The sequence below is a fragment of the bacterium genome, from assembly GCA_039961635.1.
Classification (GTDB): Bacteria; 4484-113; 4484-113; order JAGGVC01; family JAGGVC01; genus JABRWB01.
The window spans coordinates 23,573-44,210 of sequence record JABRWB010000005.1; the positions used below are offsets into that span (position 1 = coordinate 23,573).

21 protein-coding genes, 1 tRNA gene and 2 pseudogenes are annotated in these 20,638 nt (G+C 61.3%); 5 read left to right on the forward strand and 19 right to left on the reverse strand.

Annotation, left to right across the window (positions count from 1 at the left end; translation table 11 throughout):
• Nucleotides 1–13: 13 nt before the first annotated feature.
• The 12 genes and pseudogenes from HRF49_00770 to HRF49_00825 form a co-directional block, all read right to left on the reverse strand.
• Nucleotides 14–217 (reverse strand): helix-turn-helix domain-containing protein, encoded by a 204-nt coding sequence (locus HRF49_00770; protein ID MEP0813184.1) that lies wholly within the window; start codon nt 215–217, stop codon nt 14–16.
• A 255-nt stretch (nt 218–472) separates the two neighbouring features.
• A complete protein-coding gene (locus tag HRF49_00775; GenBank protein MEP0813185.1) occupies nt 473–1,021 on the reverse strand; it encodes a gamma-glutamylcyclotransferase in 549 nt (182 codons plus the stop codon).
• 32 nt (nt 1,022–1,053) lie between these two features.
• On the reverse strand, nt 1,054–1,833 hold the full coding sequence (locus tag HRF49_00780) for a glucosamine 6-phosphate synthetase (protein ID MEP0813186.1): 780 nt from the start codon (nt 1,831–1,833) through the stop codon (nt 1,054–1,056).
• A complete protein-coding gene (locus HRF49_00785) occupies nt 1,833–2,159 on the reverse strand; it encodes a DUF5049 domain-containing protein (GenBank protein MEP0813187.1) in 327 nt (108 codons plus the stop codon). The genes HRF49_00780 and HRF49_00785 overlap by 1 nt, the downstream gene beginning before the upstream one ends.
• A gap of 170 nt (nt 2,160–2,329) precedes the next feature.
• Complete coding sequence (locus HRF49_00790; protein ID MEP0813188.1) at nt 2,330–3,400, reverse strand: amidoligase family protein; 1,071 nt, start codon at nt 3,398–3,400, stop codon at nt 2,330–2,332.
• A gap of 249 nt (nt 3,401–3,649) precedes the next feature.
• Nucleotides 3,650–4,927, reverse strand: coding sequence for a hypothetical protein (locus HRF49_00795; GenBank protein ID MEP0813189.1), 1,278 nt, complete (start codon nt 4,925–4,927; stop codon nt 3,650–3,652).
• 101 nt (nt 4,928–5,028) lie between these two features.
• Nucleotides 5,029–5,229 (reverse strand): annotated as a pseudogene (locus HRF49_00800) (VrlD).
• 13 nt (nt 5,230–5,242) lie between these two features.
• A pseudogene (locus HRF49_00805) lies at nt 5,243–8,836 on the reverse strand (DUF4815 domain-containing protein).
• 50 nt (nt 8,837–8,886) lie between these two features.
• On the reverse strand, nt 8,887–9,381 hold the full coding sequence (locus HRF49_00810) for a hypothetical protein (protein ID MEP0813190.1): 495 nt from the start codon (nt 9,379–9,381) through the stop codon (nt 8,887–8,889).
• 13 nt (nt 9,382–9,394) lie between these two features.
• Entirely contained in the window at nt 9,395–9,805 is a 411-nt protein-coding gene (locus HRF49_00815) for a hypothetical protein (GenBank protein ID MEP0813191.1), read from the reverse strand.
• A gap of 173 nt (nt 9,806–9,978) precedes the next feature.
• Entirely contained in the window at nt 9,979–10,128 is a 150-nt protein-coding gene (locus tag HRF49_00820) for a hypothetical protein (protein ID MEP0813192.1), read from the reverse strand.
• 340 nt (nt 10,129–10,468) lie between these two features.
• Nucleotides 10,469–10,543 (reverse strand) — tRNA-Asn (locus tag HRF49_00825).
• Nucleotides 10,544–10,906: 363 nt separating this feature from the next.
• On the opposite strand from HRF49_00825, the gene HRF49_00830 reads away from it, so the two are divergent.
• From HRF49_00830 to HRF49_00845, 4 genes are all read left to right on the forward strand, one after another.
• Nucleotides 10,907–11,908, forward strand: coding sequence for a hypothetical protein (locus HRF49_00830; GenBank protein MEP0813193.1), 1,002 nt, complete (start codon nt 10,907–10,909; stop codon nt 11,906–11,908).
• A complete protein-coding gene (locus HRF49_00835) occupies nt 11,908–12,198 on the forward strand; it encodes a hypothetical protein (protein MEP0813194.1) in 291 nt (96 codons plus the stop codon). The genes HRF49_00830 and HRF49_00835 overlap by 1 nt, the downstream gene beginning before the upstream one ends.
• Before the next feature lie 9 nt (nt 12,199–12,207).
• Entirely contained in the window at nt 12,208–12,669 is a 462-nt protein-coding gene (locus tag HRF49_00840; protein ID MEP0813195.1) for a hypothetical protein, read from the forward strand.
• Between the two features lie 111 nt (nt 12,670–12,780).
• Nucleotides 12,781–13,545, forward strand: a complete 765-nt coding sequence (locus HRF49_00845; GenBank protein MEP0813196.1) for a DUF169 domain-containing protein — start codon at nt 12,781–12,783, stop codon at nt 13,543–13,545.
• 45 nt (nt 13,546–13,590) lie between these two features.
• On the opposite strand, the gene HRF49_00850 is transcribed toward HRF49_00845, so the two are convergent.
• The 7 genes from HRF49_00850 to HRF49_00880 form a co-directional block, all read right to left on the reverse strand.
• Nucleotides 13,591–13,731, reverse strand: coding sequence for a type II toxin-antitoxin system HicB family antitoxin (locus tag HRF49_00850; GenBank protein MEP0813197.1), 141 nt, complete (start codon nt 13,729–13,731; stop codon nt 13,591–13,593).
• A gap of 76 nt (nt 13,732–13,807) precedes the next feature.
• On the reverse strand, nt 13,808–14,164 hold the full coding sequence (locus HRF49_00855; protein MEP0813198.1) for a hypothetical protein: 357 nt from the start codon (nt 14,162–14,164) through the stop codon (nt 13,808–13,810).
• 269 nt (nt 14,165–14,433) lie between these two features.
• A complete protein-coding gene (locus HRF49_00860; protein ID MEP0813199.1) occupies nt 14,434–14,811 on the reverse strand; it encodes a hypothetical protein in 378 nt (125 codons plus the stop codon).
• 53 nt (nt 14,812–14,864) lie between these two features.
• Nucleotides 14,865–15,065, reverse strand: coding sequence for a 2-oxoisovalerate dehydrogenase (locus tag HRF49_00865; protein MEP0813200.1), 201 nt, complete (start codon nt 15,063–15,065; stop codon nt 14,865–14,867).
• Between the two features lie 38 nt (nt 15,066–15,103).
• Nucleotides 15,104–15,727 carry an NYN domain-containing protein gene (locus HRF49_00870; GenBank protein ID MEP0813201.1) on the reverse strand — a complete coding sequence of 208 codons (624 nt, stop codon included), beginning with the start codon at nt 15,725–15,727 and terminating at the stop codon, nt 15,104–15,106.
• 97 nt (nt 15,728–15,824) lie between these two features.
• Nucleotides 15,825–17,075 carry a hypothetical protein gene (locus HRF49_00875; GenBank protein MEP0813202.1) on the reverse strand — a complete coding sequence of 417 codons (1,251 nt, stop codon included), beginning with the start codon at nt 17,073–17,075 and terminating at the stop codon, nt 15,825–15,827.
• Between the two features lie 99 nt (nt 17,076–17,174).
• Nucleotides 17,175–18,302, reverse strand: a complete 1,128-nt coding sequence (locus HRF49_00880; protein ID MEP0813203.1) for a hypothetical protein — start codon at nt 18,300–18,302, stop codon at nt 17,175–17,177.
• 194 nt (nt 18,303–18,496) lie between these two features.
• Here HRF49_00880 and HRF49_00885 point away from each other — a divergent pair, with 194 nt between their 5' ends.
• Nucleotides 18,497–20,548 carry a hypothetical protein gene (locus HRF49_00885; protein ID MEP0813204.1) on the forward strand — a complete coding sequence of 684 codons (2,052 nt, stop codon included), beginning with the start codon at nt 18,497–18,499 and terminating at the stop codon, nt 20,546–20,548.
• Nucleotides 20,549–20,638: the final 90 nt, after the last annotated feature.

Here is a 20,638-nt window from a genome sequence, read left to right on the forward strand (position 1 = left end):
CTTCGATACCTGCCTACTCGGTCCTCTGGTCGTGTGATGAGGCACCTCCGGCCTTTACCCATTCATCGATTTCGTCTTTTTTGAATTTCCATAGTTGACCCATCCGGTGAGCGGGCATCCGGTGTTTGTCGATCCATCGGTACACCGTGTCGTTGCTGACACCGAGGTATTTGGATATCTCTTCCACCGACAGCCATCGGTCTTCGATCTCGGTCATTTCTCCTGCTCCCGCGAAATTTTACGGTTCACGACTCACCGCTCGCTTCGGACGTTCAAAGAGAGAGGGACGCACCTCTCCCATATTCCAATGGATTATGATACGCCGATCCTTTCCGATTGTCAACCGCAATTTGCCGCAGAAACCTGGATTTGTCTGTATCGATTGCTGCATCGATTTCTCGATTTTCCACCTCACCGGATACATACCGGAATAGATCCCTATGCGGGTCGCAAATCTGGCGTTCGAGAGAAGTTACCCGTTCCGGGGCCATCTTGAGGACCCTAACGGTTGCAGTCCCCGCTCTGTCGAAGGGAAACCGACGTAGAGCCAGACCGGAAGCACGGTTCCGTTGACCTGGACCGGTACCAGGACGCGGCGGTAGAGGCAGGGACCGCCGGGGTGAAACCCCTCCAGCCGGTCGATGGCCGGAAGGCGGGTTTCGGGATCGTCGAAGGTGAGAATCTCCCCGTACACGGGGCCCCAGGGCGCGCCTGTGCCCTTCTTCGGGAGCCGGTCGGGGGTTGGCTCGGAATTGGAAATGCGGGCCGTCACGTGCGCTTGTGTGGCCACGTCGGCGAGCGGGTTGGCGGTCCCGACGGCAAGGATGTCCTCCTCCGGAACCTCCAGGACCGGGATTCCGGAGGATGTCTCGAAGAGGCGGCCGCGGACCAAGGCGTCCCCCACCGCCAGGACTCCCCGGCAGAAGCGGTCGTGGTTCCAGAAACCGCGCTTCGGTGTGCCGTAGACGAAGAGCCTCAGCATTCCGTTTGTGTTCGGCTTCAAGGGTTCTTTCGGGTTCATTGCCTGGTTCATGGGGTTCATTGGAGTGTCTGTCATGGCTCCGCGCCTTTTCTCTCCCGGGCGACGAACTCGAAGGGCTCCACCGAATACGCGGCCAGGTCCTCGCGCCGGAACACCACCAGGCTCATGGGCGGGACCGCAATCTCACGCCAGCCTTTTTCCTCCGCCAGCACGGCGTCGAGGTATGCGGGGTCCGAAGCGTAGAGAACCGTTTTGCGGCGGGGATGCCAGCGCAGTTCCAACGGCCGGTTCCCCTTGAGCACAAAGACGGTGCCCGGGTCGGTCCGGCAGGCGATGACGGCGGTGATCTGCCCGCGGCAGCGGCGGAGCCGCGCCTTGAACCGCTCGATATCCATGGCACCGTCCCGTGCGGCGTTCGCGGCCAGGCGGAACAGAATTTCGCTGTCCACCTCGGCGAAGCGCCGCATCTTCCAGCGCCGGAACAGGTAGTCGGCGTTGTAAATGGTGCCGTTGTGGGTGCCGATCACCTCCCCGGCGCGGATCGGGTGGTTGTTGCTGTTGATCCGTTCGTCCCCGCGGGTGCGCCAACGGGTGTGTCCGATGAGGAGCGCGGCGCGGTTGTTTATGCTGGCCAGGAGTTCGGCGAAGGCCTTGTCCGTCACGAACCGCTCGGCCGTCACCGGGCGTTTGAAGAGCCGGTGCCCGCCGTCGGTGTCGAGCCATGCCGCGCCCGTGGCGTGGGGCTCGCGCTCCTCGCTCAGCAGCAGGCGGGTGAAGAGCCAGGCGAGATACTCCCGATCCTCGGCGCGTCGCCGCTTATTTCCGAAGATGACTCCCGCGAACCCGCACATCAGGATTTCCCTCCCTGCGGATCGACGATGAACCCGCGGAAGACGCCTTCGGCGTATTCCTTCGGATGCTCCTCGATCCAGTGCGCGGCGTCCGGCCAGCCGAGCTCCCCGGCCAGCCGGGCGACGACCGGCCGGTCGAGCATGTTGGTCAACCCCGAGAGCCGGACCGCGTCGATGCCCTGCCAGACCAAGGCGGGAATCGGTATCCGCGTGGGTTTGTCGTCCTGCACCTCGGCAAGGCCGTGTTTGATCAGGGCATCGAGGAAGGATGCCGCTTTTTCCTCGGGCGTGTCGCCCCGGACCGTAAGCTCGACGCCGGACAGCATCTTGGCGTTCCGCAGGACCATGTCGATGTAGTCCTCGAGGTCCCGCTGGTCGGAAAATAACGTGGCCCCTTTCATGGCCAGGACCACGTCGGTCACCGTCGCCCCGCTGAAGACCTCGCCGTCGCCTTCCATCGGCCGCCCATTGAGGGCGGTGTTTCGGATCAGCACTCTCATGACGCGCCTCCTTGCATCCCGCCGGTCTCGTCCCCCGAAAACACCGGAGGCCGGGGTTGACTCGGGCCATCCATGGCCCTCGCCCTTCGGGCGCGCCCTTGGCGCGTCCAATCCGGCTGTCCTGCCGGATTGTCGGGCCAGGCCTCCATGAGGGATTCCGCCTTTGGGGCGGGTTGTTCGTCTGGTTTCACCCTGCCGCGTTTGAAGGCCGAGTCCCCTGGCAGGGCGGCGATCAGATGCTTGCGCGCGGTCTTGAACTCGTCGCCGATGAGCCCCAGGTGGAGCAGGAAGACCCGGAAGTCGTACCGGGCGCTCTGCGGGTCGAAGGACCGCTTGCGGCTCGATGCCGCCCGGCCGTTCAGCGCCTTGGCCGCCACGGCCAGGACCAGTTGGATGTAGGCTTTCACCTTGCCCGCGTGGAGCGTCCCCTCGAACCAGCGGAACTCGACGGTGCCTCGGTACCAGACGTTGTGCAGGTTCACCCCGTGGTAGCGGGTGCTGTCGTAGTGCTGGGGCTGCCGGTTGTGGTAGCCGTACCAAATGTGGTTGAGCTTGTCCCTGGTCCTGGGACGGCGGCGCTCGATCTGGGCGATGAGGTCGTCGCTCACCGGTTTGCTGTAGTTGCGACGGCGGGTCTCGTTCACACCCAGGGCGGTGAGGATGAGCGCTTCCTGCTTGTAGACGATCTTGGCGAGGTTCGCGAGGGTCCGGCCGTCAAAGGCTGTGGCGTCGACGTGGACGTGGATGCCGCAACGGTCGTCCACCTTGGCTCCGCAGGCCCGCAGCGCCCGGACGACCTCCTGGAGGACGGGGATGTCCTCGTAAGACAGGACGGGGCTCACCACCTCGGCCCGCAAGTGTACCGGCACATTGATGAGCGAGCCGTCGGATACCACTTTCCAAACCCGTCCATGGTCGTCGGTGACCTCCCAGGGGTCGAAGCTGCCCGGGCTGCCGATGTGGCGGACCTGGCCGCCCACCACCGATTGGATCGCCTGGGCGACCCGCTCGCGCGTCCGTTTGACTGTCTCGATCTCGATTCCGAAGTTGATCCGGCGTAAGTCCATGGTCTCTCCTTACGTTCTGTAAGCCCGTTCCCGGCAAGGGATTGGCTCTTGTGTTCACACACATACAGGCTTCTTTCCGAACATAAAGCAAGGCGAAATCGACACATAACCCCTATGATTCCAATGAGTTATGTACATTGAGACGCAGCCAGCGGAAACACGCGGGATTACGGGGTTCCCCGGCGTCCGAAGAAAAGAGAGGTGTTCCGGGGATCAGCTCCGCTTCCAGTCGGTGCCGGTGTGTTTCTCTCACTTGCCGCCGCCCGCGAGGTCGGTGTTGAACCACTCGTCGCCCTTGGACGGGTTCGGGAGAGCGGCGTCGCGCTCGGCCTGTGTGCCGACGCCCCGATGGAAGGCCTCCCGCGCGGTTAGCCCCTGACCGAGCCGGTCCGGGCCGAGCAGGTCCCGCCATCCGAGGGCCGATGCCCGCAGCCGGGAAACGAAGGTCCGGTAGGCGGTCGCGTCCTTGGCCGCGCGGTAAAGGAGCAGCGAGCCGTCGGCGTCCCGGACCAGGCTCGGCGTGTAGCAGCGCTCGAGGAACGGCCCGCTGCCGTTCTTGAACACGGGGTTGATCTCCGCCTTGCGCCAGTGGACACGGTCCCAGGACCATGCATAGCCGATTCCTGCGTTTCCCGCGGAGCCCCCGGAGTAGAGCATCCACCATCTCCCGTCGGGAAGCCGTTCCACATGGGCGGCGGAGACGTAGCCGTTCACGCCTTCCCAAGGCTGCGGGTCGATCAAGCCGGAGAGGATCGGACCGTTCCCGAACAGCTTCAATACGACCGCATCGTGGGAGCAGGCCAGACCGAGGCTGTCGTTGCCGCCGGTCGAGGCGATGAAATACATGGCGTAGCGCCAGGTAAAAGGTCTTCCTTCGACCGAAGTGGGCCGCGAGTTGTACCAGAGGAACGACGGCCCGTAATGGCCGCGATTCCAGACCTGGACGCTTCCCTCGGTCACCAGGTCACCGAAACACGGGGTATCGCCCCTGAACGCGGCGGGGGCAACCGACGGATCACAGACTGCTGTGCGCAGTCCGGCCATGGCATAGGGCTGGTTGGGAACGTCCGGGTTCCAGTAGAGGATGCGCAGCCGGTTTACGGTCTCCAGCGTGCAGACCACGTGATAGCCTTCGGCCGCGATGCCGGTGACCTTTTTCTCCGTGTCCCAGGAGAGGCCGTCGTGGGAAAAGGCACAGCTCGTTCCCGCGCCGTCGCCATAATATGCGATGAAGTCCCGAACCCGAGTCCCGTCGTGGAAACCGCCCGGGGTCCGGAGGACGCGGACATAGTAAGCACGAGCTGCCGTCAGAGGCAGGACGTGCGGGTAGCGGTGGTCGAACACGACCGGCGGCAGCCCCTCGGGCGGTTCCGCGCCGGAGGGGACCAGCAGCAGGCCGAGGTCAACGGCGCGCAGCAGGTCCGGGGTCATCGCCTGAACGACGGAGTTCTTCCCGGGGCCGAGCGTACCCGTAAGCCCGGGCAATTCCAGAATCGTATCGGTGTTGCTCTTGATGGTGATGCTCATGGTTGGTTCCTCCCGGCCTGCGCCGCAAGCGCGGCGGCGGACAGATCCTCATGCAGGTATCCGGCGTCCATCAGTTCCCGGTTGATCCGCCCGGCTTCGATCTCCTCCCGCCGGATGCGGGCCATGAGTCCTGCGAACGCCTCCGCGGCCTCAGGCTCAATACCGTGCAGTTCCTCGATGCGCCGCATGCGGGCGTCGAGGTTGGCGAGCAGTTCGAGGGTGTGGTCCCGCAGGACACCGTCGCGCTTCTCTTGGGGTGATGGAATGAACTCCGTCAATCCGCCCTGTCTTCGAACGATCATAACATCCCTCCGATCAGCTCAGCGTCGCGCCGAGGGTGTGAATCCTCGGATACACCAGGTTGTTGCCGGTCATCTCCGCCTTGTAGCGGACCTTGTTTCCGTTCGGATCGGAGAAGGTTCTCGTGAGCGTGTACTCGGTCCACTCCTGATCGATCTCCCGCGTCGTTTGGATCGACATCGGTTCCCAGGTCGCTCCGCCGTTGTTGGAAGCGAACCAGTTGATGGTCGTCCCGCTCGGGATGTTCATCTGGGTGTAGACCTTGGTGGAGGACACGCCTTGGGTGAGCTCGTTCCCGCGGTTCAGATACGCCCCCGCAGGGTCGTTGAGATAGCCGATGAGATTCACGTCCTTGTAGTTCAGCGCCGGGGAATCGTTGACAGCGTTGCTGGAGAAGATGGCCCTGAGGAGCACCTGTCCCGCAAGGTTGGGCAACCGTTCCTCTTCCGCGGGCACGATGGCGTCCCAGATGACACCGCCGTCGGTCGAATACTCCCAGACGATGCCGCAGCCTTCCGGAATGGAGGAATACTCGTCCAGGTTCAGATCGCTGAACTGCACCCCGGTGATGGGCTGAAAGCGAACTTCGCCGGTGGACTGGAAGTCATAGCCATAGATTCTCATGGTGAGATCGGAGCCGTTGAGCGGCGTCCATGTCTCGGCGTTGGAGCTTTCCAGCAGCACACCGGCCACATAGGTCTGCCGGGTGATGACGCCGTTCTGCCCCAGTTACCCCAGGGTGGCGATGCGCACGCTGTAGTTGGTGCTGTTGGTGAGCAGCACGACCGCGTAGCTGGTGTCCGCCTGGGCATAGAAGGGATCGGCGAAGACGATTTTGGTCTCGGCGTTCAGGTTGACCTCGCCCGTGGCTGCGACCTTTTCGGCCAGCACGACCTCGTTCGGCAGTCCGGTTGTGACTCCGCGGATTTGCACCGTCACGGGCACCGTCGCGTCTTTCTGAGTGAACCAGACGCCCACGGCGGAGATGATGCGGTTTTCGGTGAAGCTGAAGGTCTGTGCCAGGGGATCGCGCCTACGGTTGCGGAGCTGCCATCGCCAAACGATCCGCTCGACCGGGACGCGGATGATCCGCGGCGGCGACGGCTGGACGATGATCTGCCGCTGGACGATGGTCCGCTCGACCGCGACCCGCTCGATGCGGGTGATGATCAGGGGATCGTTGATCTGCAGGTTGGCCTGCGCGGAGTAGACGCCGTCGGTTATCTCGACGATACGGTTGCCGTTGCGCGCGTTCTCGGGGATGACGAACGATGCGGTGACTCGGCCCGCGGTATCCGCGTGGACTCCCGACGCCACCACCTGGCCGTCGCAGCGGATTGTTACGTTGTTCGCGTTGGACAGGAAGTTGGCCCCGATCACGACGATCCCGGTCTGGCCGCGTCTGCCGATGTTCGGCGTGATCTCCACTGAGGCGTCGGGTTTTTCGAACACGGCGTAAGGGTTGATGTTCTTGACCTCGGACCAGTCGGTCTGCTCGATAAGTACGCGCCCCGTGGCCGGGAGGAGCGCGAGGCTTTCCTTGAACAAAGCGTTGCTTGCGGAGTGGTTCACCTCGAGCACGGTGGCCGAGGCGGCCCTGGCCGGTGCGGCGAAACTGCGGACCCGGTCGATGCGGGCGCTCCACTCGCTATGGTAGACATCGGATTGAGCGTCGTTCGAGAAGTCGTCGGAATAGACGCCCTTCTTGGTCTGGGCGTCCCGGTTCTGCAGCTCGTTGCTCATCTGAAACTGGGCGTCGTTGTATTTGAGGTCCTCGACGTCCTCGATGATCTCGTGGATCTGGTCCATGGTGATGCGTGTCAGCCCGAAATTGACGACCGTCAGGTCCACCGAGTTCGGCGGACAATCGACGCTGCACAGTCCGAGGGTGCCTTCCGGGACGATGGTCAGCTTCGGCCAGTCGGCCGGAGAACCTGCCAACCGTTTGATCTCGCGGGTGGTGGCGCAAATGATGTCCTTGCGGCCGATGTAGTAATCGTAGTCGATACTGCAGTTGGAGCCGCCCACCGGCTCGTCGCCGATGTTCGTGCGGCCGAAGTTGATGATGGATAGATTGCCGGATTCAACCTGAACGGGAGACATGGTCAGGCCGCTCGTGTTGGAGGCGGGCGGGTTGCCGCCCGCGATCTCGTCGACGCCGTCGTCGATGTAGAACGTGACCCCGGAGGCCACGTCCTTGAGCCGCTGGAAGTCGGCGCGGACCGTGTTTTGCGTGCCGCGATAGATGCGGTATCCGGCTGCTCCGCTGACCGGCAGCCAGGAGAGGCGGTTCATCTCACCGGTCAAAGTATCGCGCGACACGACCTTGGCCGAGTCGTACTGAGTCTCTACGGTGGCGCTCTGCGCGGTGACCAGATAGAAATACTCATCCGCCGCCGGGTGTCCCGAGCGTCCGAACCAGCCGCCGTCCACATAGTCCGTCCCCTTGATCATCTGTTTGGTGTAGGTCCAACGGACGGTGTAAGTCGTGCCGATGGCAGGTTCGTTGCCGGAGCCCAGCCAGTTCACGTAGTTCCCTGACTGCTGCCAGTCCGCGCCTTCCTGAAAGACCATCGCACCCTGGCTTACCTCGAGGATGTCCACCACCGGGTTGGGGACGAGCAGATCTTCGCCGCCCCCGACGGAGCCGCGGGTGATGTTGGAGACGATCTCCACGATGGCTTCGACCTGAGTGGTTTCCTTGAGAGGTGTGCTGTTGAGCGCGTATCGCCGGGTGCCGACCACGTAAGTCTTCTGCTCGCCCCGGACCGACTTGACTGCCGTGGATTTGGGCACCAGAGTTGTCGTGGGCATGTCCTTCTGCAGGCGGAAGCCCTGAATGTAAGCGCGGCCCGCGTTGGTGATCACCTCGACGTTCTCGCCGTCGTTGTCGCCGATAAAGCTGTCGAGTCCTTTCACCAGGTAGCTGCCGGCCTGGTCATAGGTCCGCTCCGCCAGGTTCTGGAGCAGCGAATTCAGCCCTTCGTTCGCGGCGAAGGCGAGTTGGTCCTCGGTGATCGACGCCACGGTAATGCGGCTTCCGGGCAACGTCCCGAGCAGGCCCTGGAGATAGAGGTTCGATTTCTCGCGGACGGTCGCGGTCACGTCGCCGGTCTCACGGTCGAACTTGTGGAGGGCGACCACCTTCCGCTGGGTCACGTTGTTGGGAAAGGCTTCGCCGCTCGTGTCGTGATCTTTGAGAGAAAGAACCCATTTCTCCCGCTCGGCGGTGGGTTCGCCCGTGGCGGGGTTGATGAGCACGGCGTCCTGGTTGCAGCCGTAGTTGTACTTGAGCAGCTCGACATAGACGTAATCCGCGCCGCTCGTCTTGGCCGGGTCATAAGTGAGCACCGCGCCGGGCACGCGCTCCAGGCAGCCGTCGATGTAGACCAGCCCCTCGGCCACGGTAAGCACATTGGCCGCGACCGTCACGCCGAAGCCGCTGACGATGGCCCCCTCCTTGAAGAGGATGTCCGCGAGCTTCCTGCGCTCGTGATTGATGATGTCCTGCTGCTCGTTGAGCTCCGAGTCGAGTATGTCCCGGTCCTGGTGGTAGCGGACCCGCTTGTAGTTTTTCGCCGGGTCGAACCTATCGCGCGAGATGGACATGGTTTTTCCTCCTAAATCTTGATGACCCCGACCAGCTCAACGCGCGTGTCCTAGGTCTTGTTGAAGTCGGGGATATTCTTCACTTCGTACAGGTAGCCGGGATCGAGCACCTCGCCGGTCGGGTTGGTGTCCGGGTGGTGAACGCCGTTCGCCGCATAGTCGGACTGAAGTCCGGCGATGTAGGCCACGTCGCCCCCGACGAAGCCGTATTCCCGGATGGTGATGCCGTTGGCCTCGTTTTCTTCGAAGCGGAAGAAGACGCCGATGGTCTGGGTCTCCTCGGCGGTTTCGATGTAATGGATGCCGTTGACGATGAGCGTCCCTTCCGGGTCCTCCTTGAGAAAGGTGCGCTTGTACTGCTTTTTGCGGGCCCGCTCGTTCTTGAGAGCTGTCTGGTCGATGTCCGGCGCGGGCGGATTGACGGGATCGGTGAACGTGGCGTCGCCCTCGCCGATGGCGCAGTGGGTGATGCCCTCGATGGGATCGCCCATGAGCAGCCGCGCGGTGAGGATGCGGCCCATTTTGACGATGAGTCCAAGTGACATTGGTATTCCTCCTTCAGGTCTGGATCGTGTGGCCTTCGCGGATCAGCACGGCGAAGACGGTCTGGCGCGCTTCCGCTTGACGGGATGTCTCGCGCACCACAAGCTGTTTCGAATCCGCCGTCCGCTCGATCCCGGCGAATACCGCGCAGCGGGTATCGCTCCGCCGTTCGACCGGCCGGTGAATACGGGCGGCTGCGTCGGAAAGGACCGTCGGGAAACGGACCACCCATCCCCGTAGGTCGAAGCTCCGCAGAACCGGCCGCACGATCACGGCCTGGATGTCGGCGGGGGCATCCACCTCCGCCGTGATCCTCAAGGCCGCGTCCGTGTCGCGCCGGATTGTCCGGGTCTCGGATACCGCGCCGACGGCCTCGAAAACGACCGCCGGGAAGGCCGGCATCCGGGCGCGGTTTATCGGAACCACGGGGCCCGCGAAAGGCGCTACGGCGAATCGATTTCCGCTACGGATTGCCACGTCTCAGCCTCCCGGTGATTCTGTTCGCCTTGCCGACGTTCCGGACCACCCGGAACATCGGGGTCAGGCGTCCGGCGTTCGCCTCGATCTCCTTTTTGTTACCTTGCCTCACCGTCATGGGATCACTCCTTCACTGCGCACCAGCCCGGGCCGGACAGGTTGAAAATCTTGTAGGTGACTCCGCCGAGATCGAGGACATCTTCGGAGTCCGTAACACCTCCCCCGCGTGCGTAGACCTCGATCAGTTCGCCCCGCAGTTCCTTGTAGGCCACCGTCGTATGGGCGGCGAGCCACGGAAACAACGCGATGAGCCCCTGGCGCTGGGTTCAGGCATCGTGTAAAAGAGGGTGAAAGGATGCAACGGGGCTGTTAAACAAGGCGGGTCAAAAAACGGAGAACGGGAGAATTCGGAAAGGACATTTTCGGTGAGCGCCCGTAACCCCCAGGGTTGCACCCGGCCCCCGGGCCGCGGGCTTCGAAACGGAGAATCAGTGTAAATGTGCGGGCGGGCGTAAGTCGGCGTGGACACGCCGGAAACGACGAGACCCCGAGGGGATCACCCCACGGGGTCTTGCGTTAACTAAGCACCGCCGAAATCAGCGGATTGAATTTTGGCTCCCCCGGGCGGATTCGAACCACCAACACACTGGTTAACAGCCAGCTGCTCTGCCGTTGAGCTACGGGGGAACGGGGAGAGGAAGTGTACCCCCGCCCTTTCCCGCTGTCAAGAAAAACATCCCATAAGCACCGGAGGAGGGCGCCGCGCGTCGCGCGGCCCGAAAACCGCTCTTTCCGGTTATCTCGATTGCGCGATAAATCGTTTGCGAATAGGTCTTGCGACGCCGCGGCCCGCAATGCCCGCAGCCCTCTTTTATTCACAACTTATCCACTCACACTTCCTTCCGTTGTTGATAACTTGACTATTTCCCCTCGCAAGCTATATCATGCCGGCTGCAGGCGCGCTCCGGCCGGGCTTGTCCCGCGCCCAGCGCCTTCCGCCGCCATGTATCGCCGCCCAATCCATTCTGCCCGCGCGGGCGGGGTGCATCTTTGAGGTACAGACCGAGAAAAAGGCGCAAACCTTGGGCGCTTTTCGTGGTGATAATGCTTTCTGCGGCGGGCGTTGCGTTCAACCAGTTCTACCTCTCGCCGCAAACCCAGGACAGGGCAACGCGCGTCGTCAACGGCGAGCTGACTTACGAGTTCGGCCCGTCCTATCCCGAGGCGCGGGAGATAACCGACCTGCCGCGCACAACCCCGGCCAAGCGGGAGGCAGCGCCCGTTTCCGAGGGCGACGGCGGCGGGATCGCGCCCCCTCCCAGCATCGTGCCGCGCGAGAACGAGGACGCGCCGCCGCAGGAGCCGCCCTCCCAGCCGGTAAAGGCTGAGCCCGCGCAGTTCAAGGACGCGGGATTCTTCGCGGGCGGCAAGGCGGATTCCGGCGTGGTGATATCGGGCATCCGGTTCGGCAGGGAGGCTTCCTACCGGCGCATCGTGATCGATTACGGCGTGCCGGACGCGTCGAATCCGAACAAACTGGTTCCGACCTCGGTTCATCCGAAATACAAGGTCGAGTACCGCTCCTGCCCGTTCCGTTTCACGGTCACGTTCGAGGGCGTGAAATATTCGGACAACGCGACCGTCCAGAAAAAGTACGCGCTGCCTTTCGGGCTTGTCACGGACGCGAAAGGGATGGTCAGACAGCTCGAATTCTTCGTCACGAAGCCGGCGATGTTCAAGGTGATAGAGTGCGACGACCCGGCTCGCCTTGCGATTGACGTGATGTACCGCGAGGACGCGGAGATTCCCACGGTTCAGGTCGTGCAGGTGATCGGAATCGACAGCGTCGCCGCGGCGTTCAACCTGATCGAGACGGGCGCCTTCCCCGAATCTTTCCAGCCGCAGGTTATTGCCATCGGCGAGCAGTTCTTCGTCGAGGGCATTTACGACACGCTAGAGGCCGCGGCGAAGGTGTCGGGCGAGCTCGAGAACATGGGCTACTCGACGATAATAAGCGAGAGGAAAGGCAACGCCTTTCCAGCGGAGAGTTGATGTTTCTCGAAGGCGTCAACTGGGCGGGCGTGGGGCTGATGATGGTGTCGCTCGCGGCGATGTGGATGCTTTTTGCGGCGGCGGCGCGCCGCGCGAAGGCCGAATCCGCGAGGGAGCAACCGCACCTGCGCGGCGTCCGGGAGCGCATCGAAGCGATAGAGGCGCGGGAGCGGATGAAGCACGGGCGCGCGATCCACGCGGACGGGCGCGCGCTGTCCCCGGACGAGATTTCGTTCCTCGATCGCGTTTCAGAGTGGCAGACCGAGCGGCTTTCACGCTCCAAGGGGTAGAATAGCCGGGTGTCGCAGGAAATCACAGCCGGCTCGGCGGGCGGTTCGAGCAAAGGAAAGAAGTGGGCCAAAAAAAAGGCCGGGCGCGGCGCGCTCGCGGTCATACTCGACCTGCTCGCGATCCTGTTCCTGGTAATCATCCTCGGCGCGGCGGTAGGCGCGATCGTCGCAACGGACTACGTTTACAACATCCTTGACGAGATGAGCAGCCTGCATTACGACGTGGTCGAGGAGCGCATCCAAAAGTACCGCGCGTACTTCGACAACCTTCAGCGCGAGGGCAACGACGTGCGGGAGAGCGCGCCGCTGATTGACAAGGGCGAGAAGTTCTATCTATGGCGCGTCACGCGGCGCGGCGAAAGCGAGGGGCGGCTGTACAAGTGGAAGGTTGACCTCCAGACGAACGAGGTCACCGCGGTCACATCCGCCGCGAAGGAGCTGGACGCGGCGCTTGGCTTCGGCGGCGGCTAGCGGGCGCGCAAATTCTCACATTCGCAAAACCGCATCCCGCGCGGGCGCGCGCGCGGTAGAATCGCGGCGCGGGCGCGAAGTCCGCGAATCCGTCTCCTTCGGAGGGAGGCAATGGATATTTCGTTTCGCGATTCGTTTCTGGCGCGCTGGGAGAAGTACTTCCCCGGCGCGGAGCCGCCCGTCGCGTTCTTTTACGCGGAATCGCCGGGCGATGCGGAAGTGCGCAAGCCGCAGACCCAGCACGCGTGCATCATCGGCGACCTGGCGCGCGTGCGCGCGGGCCGCGCGATGGCGTTCGACGAGTGCGGCGCGATCTGCGGCGGTGCGAAGCGGTATCTCGGATTCGCGCCGGGGCTGCGCGAGGGATTCGAATATTTCCTTTCCTACGGAATCCCCGGAAAGATGGATGGCGAGCGCTACAAAAAAACGCCCGAAATCGTCAAAGAACTTCTTGCGAAAATGCCGAAATTCGACGCGCCGAAACCGTACATCGTTTTCAAGCGGTTCGACATGCTTGACGCGGCCGACTCGCCCGACGTCGTCATTTTTTTCGCGACGCCCGACGTGATGTCCGGGCTGTTTACATTATCGGGATTCGACGAGGCGGAGGCCGAAGCGGTAATCGCGCCGTTCGCCGCGGGCTGCGGGAGCATCGTTCAATATCCATACCGGGAACTCGCGAACGGGACGATGCGCGGCGTAATCGGGATGTTCGACGTGAGCGCGCGGCCGTGCGTGCCGGCGGACAGGCTCACGTTCGCCGTGCCGTGGCCCAAGTTCGTGCGGATGGCGGAGAACATGGACGAAAGCTTCCTGATAACGAACTCGTGGAAGCTCGTTCGCAACAGGATGGAAAACGCTGCGCGGCGGGCGTAGGGGCGCACTGCGTGCGCCCGCATTTCTGGGATCTAAATAATTGCGCTATGCAGGAACGGGCATGCCGTCCTCTTCGAGGACCTCGATGTAAAGCCTGATGGCCGTCTTGATGTTGGCGATAGCCTCAACGCGGCTTTCGCCTTGCGTGACGCATCCCGGCAGGCTTGGGCATTCCGCCACCCACATGCCGGACTCGTCCTGGTAAACAAGAACCCTTCTCGAAGCAACCTCGGTCACGAAAAGATTATACCCCGAAATAGACCTAATCCTGATTTATCACGCCGCTGCCGCCCCACAACACCATCACAACGCCGTCCGGGATGCCGTCGGGGACAAGTTTGACCGGCATCATCAGATCGCCGGTCGGAGTCCACACGTCTTTGCCTTCGTTGTTGGGATACGCGAATCCTGCGAGAAAATATCCAGCGGGCTTCGCATCTTTCGGCGCGTCGTAGCGAATTGGCTGTCCGTTGTCGTCCAGTGGAATATAAACGAAATTGCCTGAACACACCATCCGCCTGCGCTTTTTTTCTATCGGCTCGTCCCAATTGAACGGATACGCGTCCCACCACGCGAAAAGATCCTTGCCTAGTTCGTATCCGAGGCAGAGGTTCGCCATTTCTTCCCCGTCCTCGCCAAAGCGCCCGCCTTCGCCCGATAGGGGTCGGGGATCAGATTTAAAAACATGCTTTTGAATCCGCATAGCATCAGATGACTGCGTTTTTAGTGTCGACAAAATGTTAACTGGAAAACGCGTAAGGTAATATTCTGACAGAATGCTTGGATTACTCATTGGGTCAAAAGGGTAATTGCCAATGTCCTCATTGAAACACTCAAGCGCGATTTGAACGTCGTGCAAGCTGTGTTGGGTTTGGCTGTCGTAAGTTATTATGCACATCTTAGTGAACGGGCTTGTGTAGGGATTAAGAAACCACGCGGCAAACGCACCGATGAAAAATCCGACAAAGCAGTCAAAATGGACCTCCTCCCTAAATGGCCAATAAAAAGCGTGAGTGCAAGCGAAAGGACAATAAGGACGGCGGCGAATGCCGCCAGCGAATTGTTGTATCCGATGGCATCGACGGGTCGCGTTTGATTCACAATATCCTGCCATGGAAAAGGATCAAGATTGAGATTCTCATTATTCCTCTGAAGATCCTTTATCCAACTTACTAGGGATACGGCACCTACGCCAAGGTACAAAGACAGGACGAATTTGCCAGTAATCTGCATTGCCCCGCGCCATCCGGGACGATCGACTTCCACCGAAATTTCCTGTTTAGCGGACTCAGTCAATATTGGCCACTTCCCAATTCCCGTCAAGAGCAGGAATAATAAATAGAATTGTTCCCGTCGTTTTCAAAAAACAGCCGCACGGCGTCCCTGGCCATCTCCTTCAACTCGGCCATCGTCTCGCCCTGCGTGAATATGGGATAGCCAAGCGCGCGGGCGCGGTATCCGCACTCCGGATCCTCGCGCACTTCAAAAATGATTTCGCTCACGGAATCACCTCCGGGAATAATATACCCGCCATGCAGGTTACCAATACGCAGCCATGTTACCAGCCCGCGGGCTTATGAATGCTGCCCGTGCCGTCGGTCAATCTGTCGGGCAGTTGGCAAGCGGCAAGCGCGTTTGCGCGAATGGGCCGGTAGAAATCGCAGGCGTTTTGAAGTGCTGCGCTGGCGCGCTTCTGGGGATTTACGATCCCGACGCGCTTGCCAGCCAAATTTCTTGCGGTTCTAATGGCCTCAAGCAAATCCGAGTCGTTTGTTACAACCAGGGCCGAATCAAAGCGATCCAACAAGGCGTCCGCAACCAAGTGTGTCGCCAAATTTACATCGGAGCCCTTCTCCTGAGTCTTAAGCACTTTGACAAGCTTTGGAGCATTTGGTGCCGATCCTGCCAATGGCAGTGCGACAACGTTGGTTAAAAACCTCCCCAGGTGTATCTCCACAAGGGGATTACATCTAAGCGCTCTCAGATAAACCTGTTGCCTGAACCTTTTTCCAGACGAACCGCCCCGGTCTTTCACAAGGGCGGTAAAGTATTTGACGCGCTGAATATCTTGGCCCGGCGCAAGTTTGCGAGTAAGTGCCACAAGATCGAGCCAGCGAAACGGCGAATCCTTAAGGCATCCGTAATACAGGTTGAAGCCGTCGATATAGGCGATTACGCGCATTGGAATGCAAAGGCCGCCGAAAAGGCGGCCTTGAGCCCGGCGCCGAGGCATCCGGGCGGGACGAACGTGCCGATTATACCCAAAAGGCACGGGATAGTCAACTTTTGAGTGGCTGTAAATGGATTTGCAACATTCCCGCCCCGTCCCCCGGCTCCGCGACAAACCACGGCATCTTGCGGCCGAACCGCGCCCGGCCCTCGTCCCAAATTGCCGCGAGAAGCGATTCGCTGCCGCGGATCGCGGCCGCAGAGAGCAGCGCGATCACGCACCCCCCCCACCCCGCGCCGGTCACTCGCGCGCCCAGGCACCGCCTGTCCTGCGCCAGCCGCTCGACCAGCCAGTCCGTCTCCGGAGTCCCGCATCCAAGCGAGCAAAGCGAACCGTGCGAATCGAACATCAGATTCCCCGCCTGCCATGGATTGCGGTGCTCAAGCGCGCTCCTGAACGTTTTCACCCGCTCGTTTTCGAGAAAGAAATGGTCGAGGTAAATCCGGTCGGTTTCGTCGAGCCGTTCGCGCGCCGCGGGATACGCGTCGAGGCCGAGCACCCGCGGATGCGAAACGCGCTCGTCTAGCTCTTTCAATTTCGCCGCGACGGACTCCATCCGCGCCCGAAGCGACGCGTACCGCCCGTCGGAAAGATCGCGGCGCACCCCGCTGAATATCACCGCGAATGCATATCCCATCTCCGCGAGAACGCCGAGCGGGATTTCCTCGAACTCGCGGTGGTAGCAGTCAAGCAAAAGCGCTTGGCCCGCGCGCGCGTGCGCGATCACCGCCGGATCCATCCATCCGCAAGGCGTCCCGGCGCGGCGCTCGGCAAGGGTAGCGATTTCGATTTTGTCGTCCGCCGAAAGTCCTAGCGAAAACATCGCGTCGAGCGCGCCCAGCGTCCCCATCGCGAGCGCCGCGGAGCTTGACAGCCCCGCGCCGACGGGCAAGTCGCCGGAGATGTGCAGGCTGCATCCGTTGATTTCGAATCCGCGCTCAGCGAGAATCGCGAGAACGGCCGCGATAATCGGATAACTTCCGGGCGATTCCGGCGAAACCGGCTCGATTCCGCGATTGGTAAATAACTCCGATGCAACGTTTATTTTTTGGGAGTGCGGCGGCTTGCCGCCGCCTGTTTTTTCCCCGCCTTGAGCACCGGCGAGCCGGTGCACTCCCATATTTCGGCCCGCGGCGGCGTACAGCGACGGGCCGATCGCCATCGGCAGGCAGAATCCGCCGAGGTAGTCGGTATGGTCGCCGATGATGTTGACCCGCCCCGGCGCGCGGAAAATCACTTCCGGCGGGGCGGCGAAAAGCTCCGTGAATCGCGTTCCGGCGGTTGCGGAAAGGTTTTCCATCGCCGCGAGTTTAGCATCGTATGGGAGTGCGGCGGCTTGCCGCCGCCTGTTTTTTCCCCGCCTTGAGCACCGGCGAGCCGGTGCACTCCAAAATCATTTTCAATGCTGCAAAAGCCACTCCCTTATTTGCCCCACCGCTTCCTCCGGCGGGCAATCCGGGCCGACGGGGAGGAATGTCACGTCGTTTAATTGATGCCGCAGCCACGTGACCTGGCGCTTCGCGTACTGGCGGGTGATAACCGCGGTGCGCTCGATCGCGGCCGCCGCGCTCGTTTTGCCGTCTATCACCGCAATCGCTTCGGGATAGCCATGCCCCAAAAGCGCGCGCGCGTCGCGCGGCACTCCCGCGGCAAGGAGCGCGCGCACCTCTTCAATGAAACCGGATTCGAACATCTGCTTCGCCCGCGTGTGAATCCGCTCGGCAAGCCATGCCCGGTCGGGAAGCAGCGCGAAGATTTTGTATTCAATGGTTCCAACCAAACGCGTACCGGGAAGCGCGCCCTTCAGGGCGCGTCCGGAATTCGATTCGTTTTCCGCGCTGCCGTTGTCATCCGCATTTACGCGGCCTGAAGGCCGCGCTTCCCGGTCAATTGTGTTTGCATATGAATTCCACTCCACGACCTGCCTTTCCGCGGCGGCGGCGACGTCCGGCGGCGCGATCCCCCCAAGCGGAGATGCGATTTCGCTCCGATGTAAATAACAATACCTTTCAATCGCGCGGGTGATCCGGTGCGGATTGAAAAACGATTCCGGCTTGATCAGCCCCTCAATCAGTTTGTACACAAGCGGCGCGACCGCGGCGGCCCCCGCGCCCTTCACCCACGCTTCAAGCGGCGGGCGCAACACCGGTGCCGCGGGCGCGTCGTACTCCATCCCGCCGGCAAGCGACTTGACGCACAGCCCGCTGCCGCCGACGATAATCGGAATTCTTCCTTCCGAAACAACTTCCGCGATCGCGCCAAGCGCCATCTCCCGCCAGCCGTGAACCGTCAGGTCGCACTTCGGATCGCACGCGCCGAGCAGCTTGTGAGGCAACACCGAAAGCTCGTCCGCAGACGGCTGCGCGCTGCCGATCTCCATTCCGCGCATCACCTGGCGCAGGTCGGCGGGGATCGCGGTCAGCGGGAAATCGCGCGCCAGCGCGACCGCCGCGGCGGTCTTGCCGCTGCCGGTCGGCCCCATGAGAACGGGAATCGGCGCTCCGAATTGGCTGTTTCTTTCGTTCATTCGCATTTGCCAAGTGAAAATCATAGCGCGTGCGCAAAAACTTTCCGGACATACCTGGCGCGTTGATTTTCCGAAAGCCGATGTTACAATAAATTTGACCGGCCGGTCAGTCAGCATCGGCATCCAGTGATGTGAGGGAATGCTGACGCCGATTCCACCGGAACCGCAATCGCGGAATCAAGGAGGTTTACAAGATGGGGAGTTTCAGATTCGCCGCAGCCGCAGCCGCGGCAATTGCCGTTTCCTTTTTGGCGTTTTGCGCATGCTCGGCGGGCGGGAACAGGAGCGCTTCGCCCGAAGCCTCGTATATTTCGGAAATAGACACTATGCTGGCCCCCTTGGGAACGGACCCGGCGGTTTTCGAAAGCCTGCGCCAGGAATTGAAGCGGCAATTGGAAATTGCCGCCACGGATCCCGGGAGATTCACTGCGAAGGCACCGACCGGCCCAGCTGGATACGTCGGCGACCTCGTCTACAGTCCTGGACCAAATCAGCTTTCTTGGACCTATGTCAACGCAGGCGATTACGACTGCAATGGCGAGGTTGGGGTTGCGGACATAACTCCGATAGCGCTTCACTTCCTGCATGCAATTGTTGTGCCTACAGGATGGCCCGATGCCCAAGATTACTTTATTGACGGCGATCAATCTGCCGAAATAGGCGTTTCGGATTTGACTCCAATCGCCCTGAATTTCCTCAATACCGTGGCTTCCTACGACATAATCACATCGGATTCCGAAAACGGAAACTACACAATGATCGGCAGCATCAGCCTGCCGTCCCCTCCCACTTTTCCATTCACGATAAACGCGGATATGCCGGCCGGATCCCTCGGTTGGATAAGGGTGCAGCCAATCGACGGAAACGGCAACGCCGGCGAACAAAGCAATGCCATTCAAGTAGCCGGAGTAAACCAGCCGCCGGTCGCGGATTTCAGTTATTCGCAAACCGGTGGATTCAATGTTGAATTCAACGGGACGTCCTCATACGACCCGGACGGCGCAATCGCACAGTACGAATGGGATTTTGAAAGTGACGGGACGTACGACTGGCAGCACATTTCCGGTATCGGGAATCACAATTACGGCGGGGCGGGCCAATGGGAATGCACGCTGCGCGTAACTGACGACGACGGCGATACTGGCACGATTACAAAAACCGTGTACGTCGTGCAGCTTGCGACGAATTGGACGCTGGTCGATCCGTTCCCTGTATCCGAGCATTACAGCCTTCCTTCCTGCACTTACATCGGCGACCAGCTTACCGGACAGCCCGCAATTGCTTTTTACACCGGTAATTTCGACACCGGCTTTGCTGCCGCGACCGACGGGTATGGCGCCGCTTGGGGTACGGTCACAACCATCGATACATATTTGATTAAAAGTCTTGCGCTTGCCGAAATCGGCGGGAATCCCGCTATTGCGTACAACGATTACACGAACCAGCAGCTCAATTACTGCAGGGCACAGGACTCCGCGGGTACAACATGGGGCAGTATCGTAGTGGCTGACGCAACGCAGTTGGCGGGTGAGCAGTATCTCGACATGATCGAAGTTGCAGGCAGGCCTGCCATAGCCTATTACATGGACGGCGCAATCGATTTCGTTCGTGCGGCGGACGCAACCGGAGATACTTGGCTTTCGCCTATTCAGCTGCACGCCTGGCCTCCGTCGGGCTCCTACCTTTCGATGGCGATGGTGGGAGGCAATCCCGCTGTGGCGTTCCAAAACAACTCGCCGGTGAATCCCAGGTACACAAGCGCGCTGGACCCGCAGGCTACAAGCTGGTCCCCGGAAGCCGACATTAATTCGGATGGCGATTCGAGCGCATGGATTTCGCTCGTGCAACTGGAAACCATACCCGCAAGGCCCGGAGTTTTCGGCAGCTGGAACGGCGCGACTCAGCTGGTCTTCTACCGAGCGATGGACACAGCCGGAACCACTTGGGAAGCACCCCTCGTTCTCACAGGCGGAACAGACTACGGCATCACCGAGGTCAGCGCCGCAATCGTCGGCGGTTACCCCTGCATTGCCTACGCGGAGCGCAATTACGTTAGCGGCCACACCAATCTCGCGTTCAAGCAGGCGGTCTCGCCGGATGGCTCGGTTTGGGCACCCACAGTCTACATCGGGCTCGACCTGACACCGGAGGACGTGACTTTGATCGATGTGCGGGGCAGGCCGGCGATCTGCTATTACCTACAGAGCGACGACACCACGCATTATGCGTTCAGTCCGGCTCCGTAGACTAACAACTTATAATCGGATTGCTTAGGCAAATCCGGGCAGCCGCCCTGCCAAGTCGCGCGCAATCGGCAATTACTGGTAAAATCATCG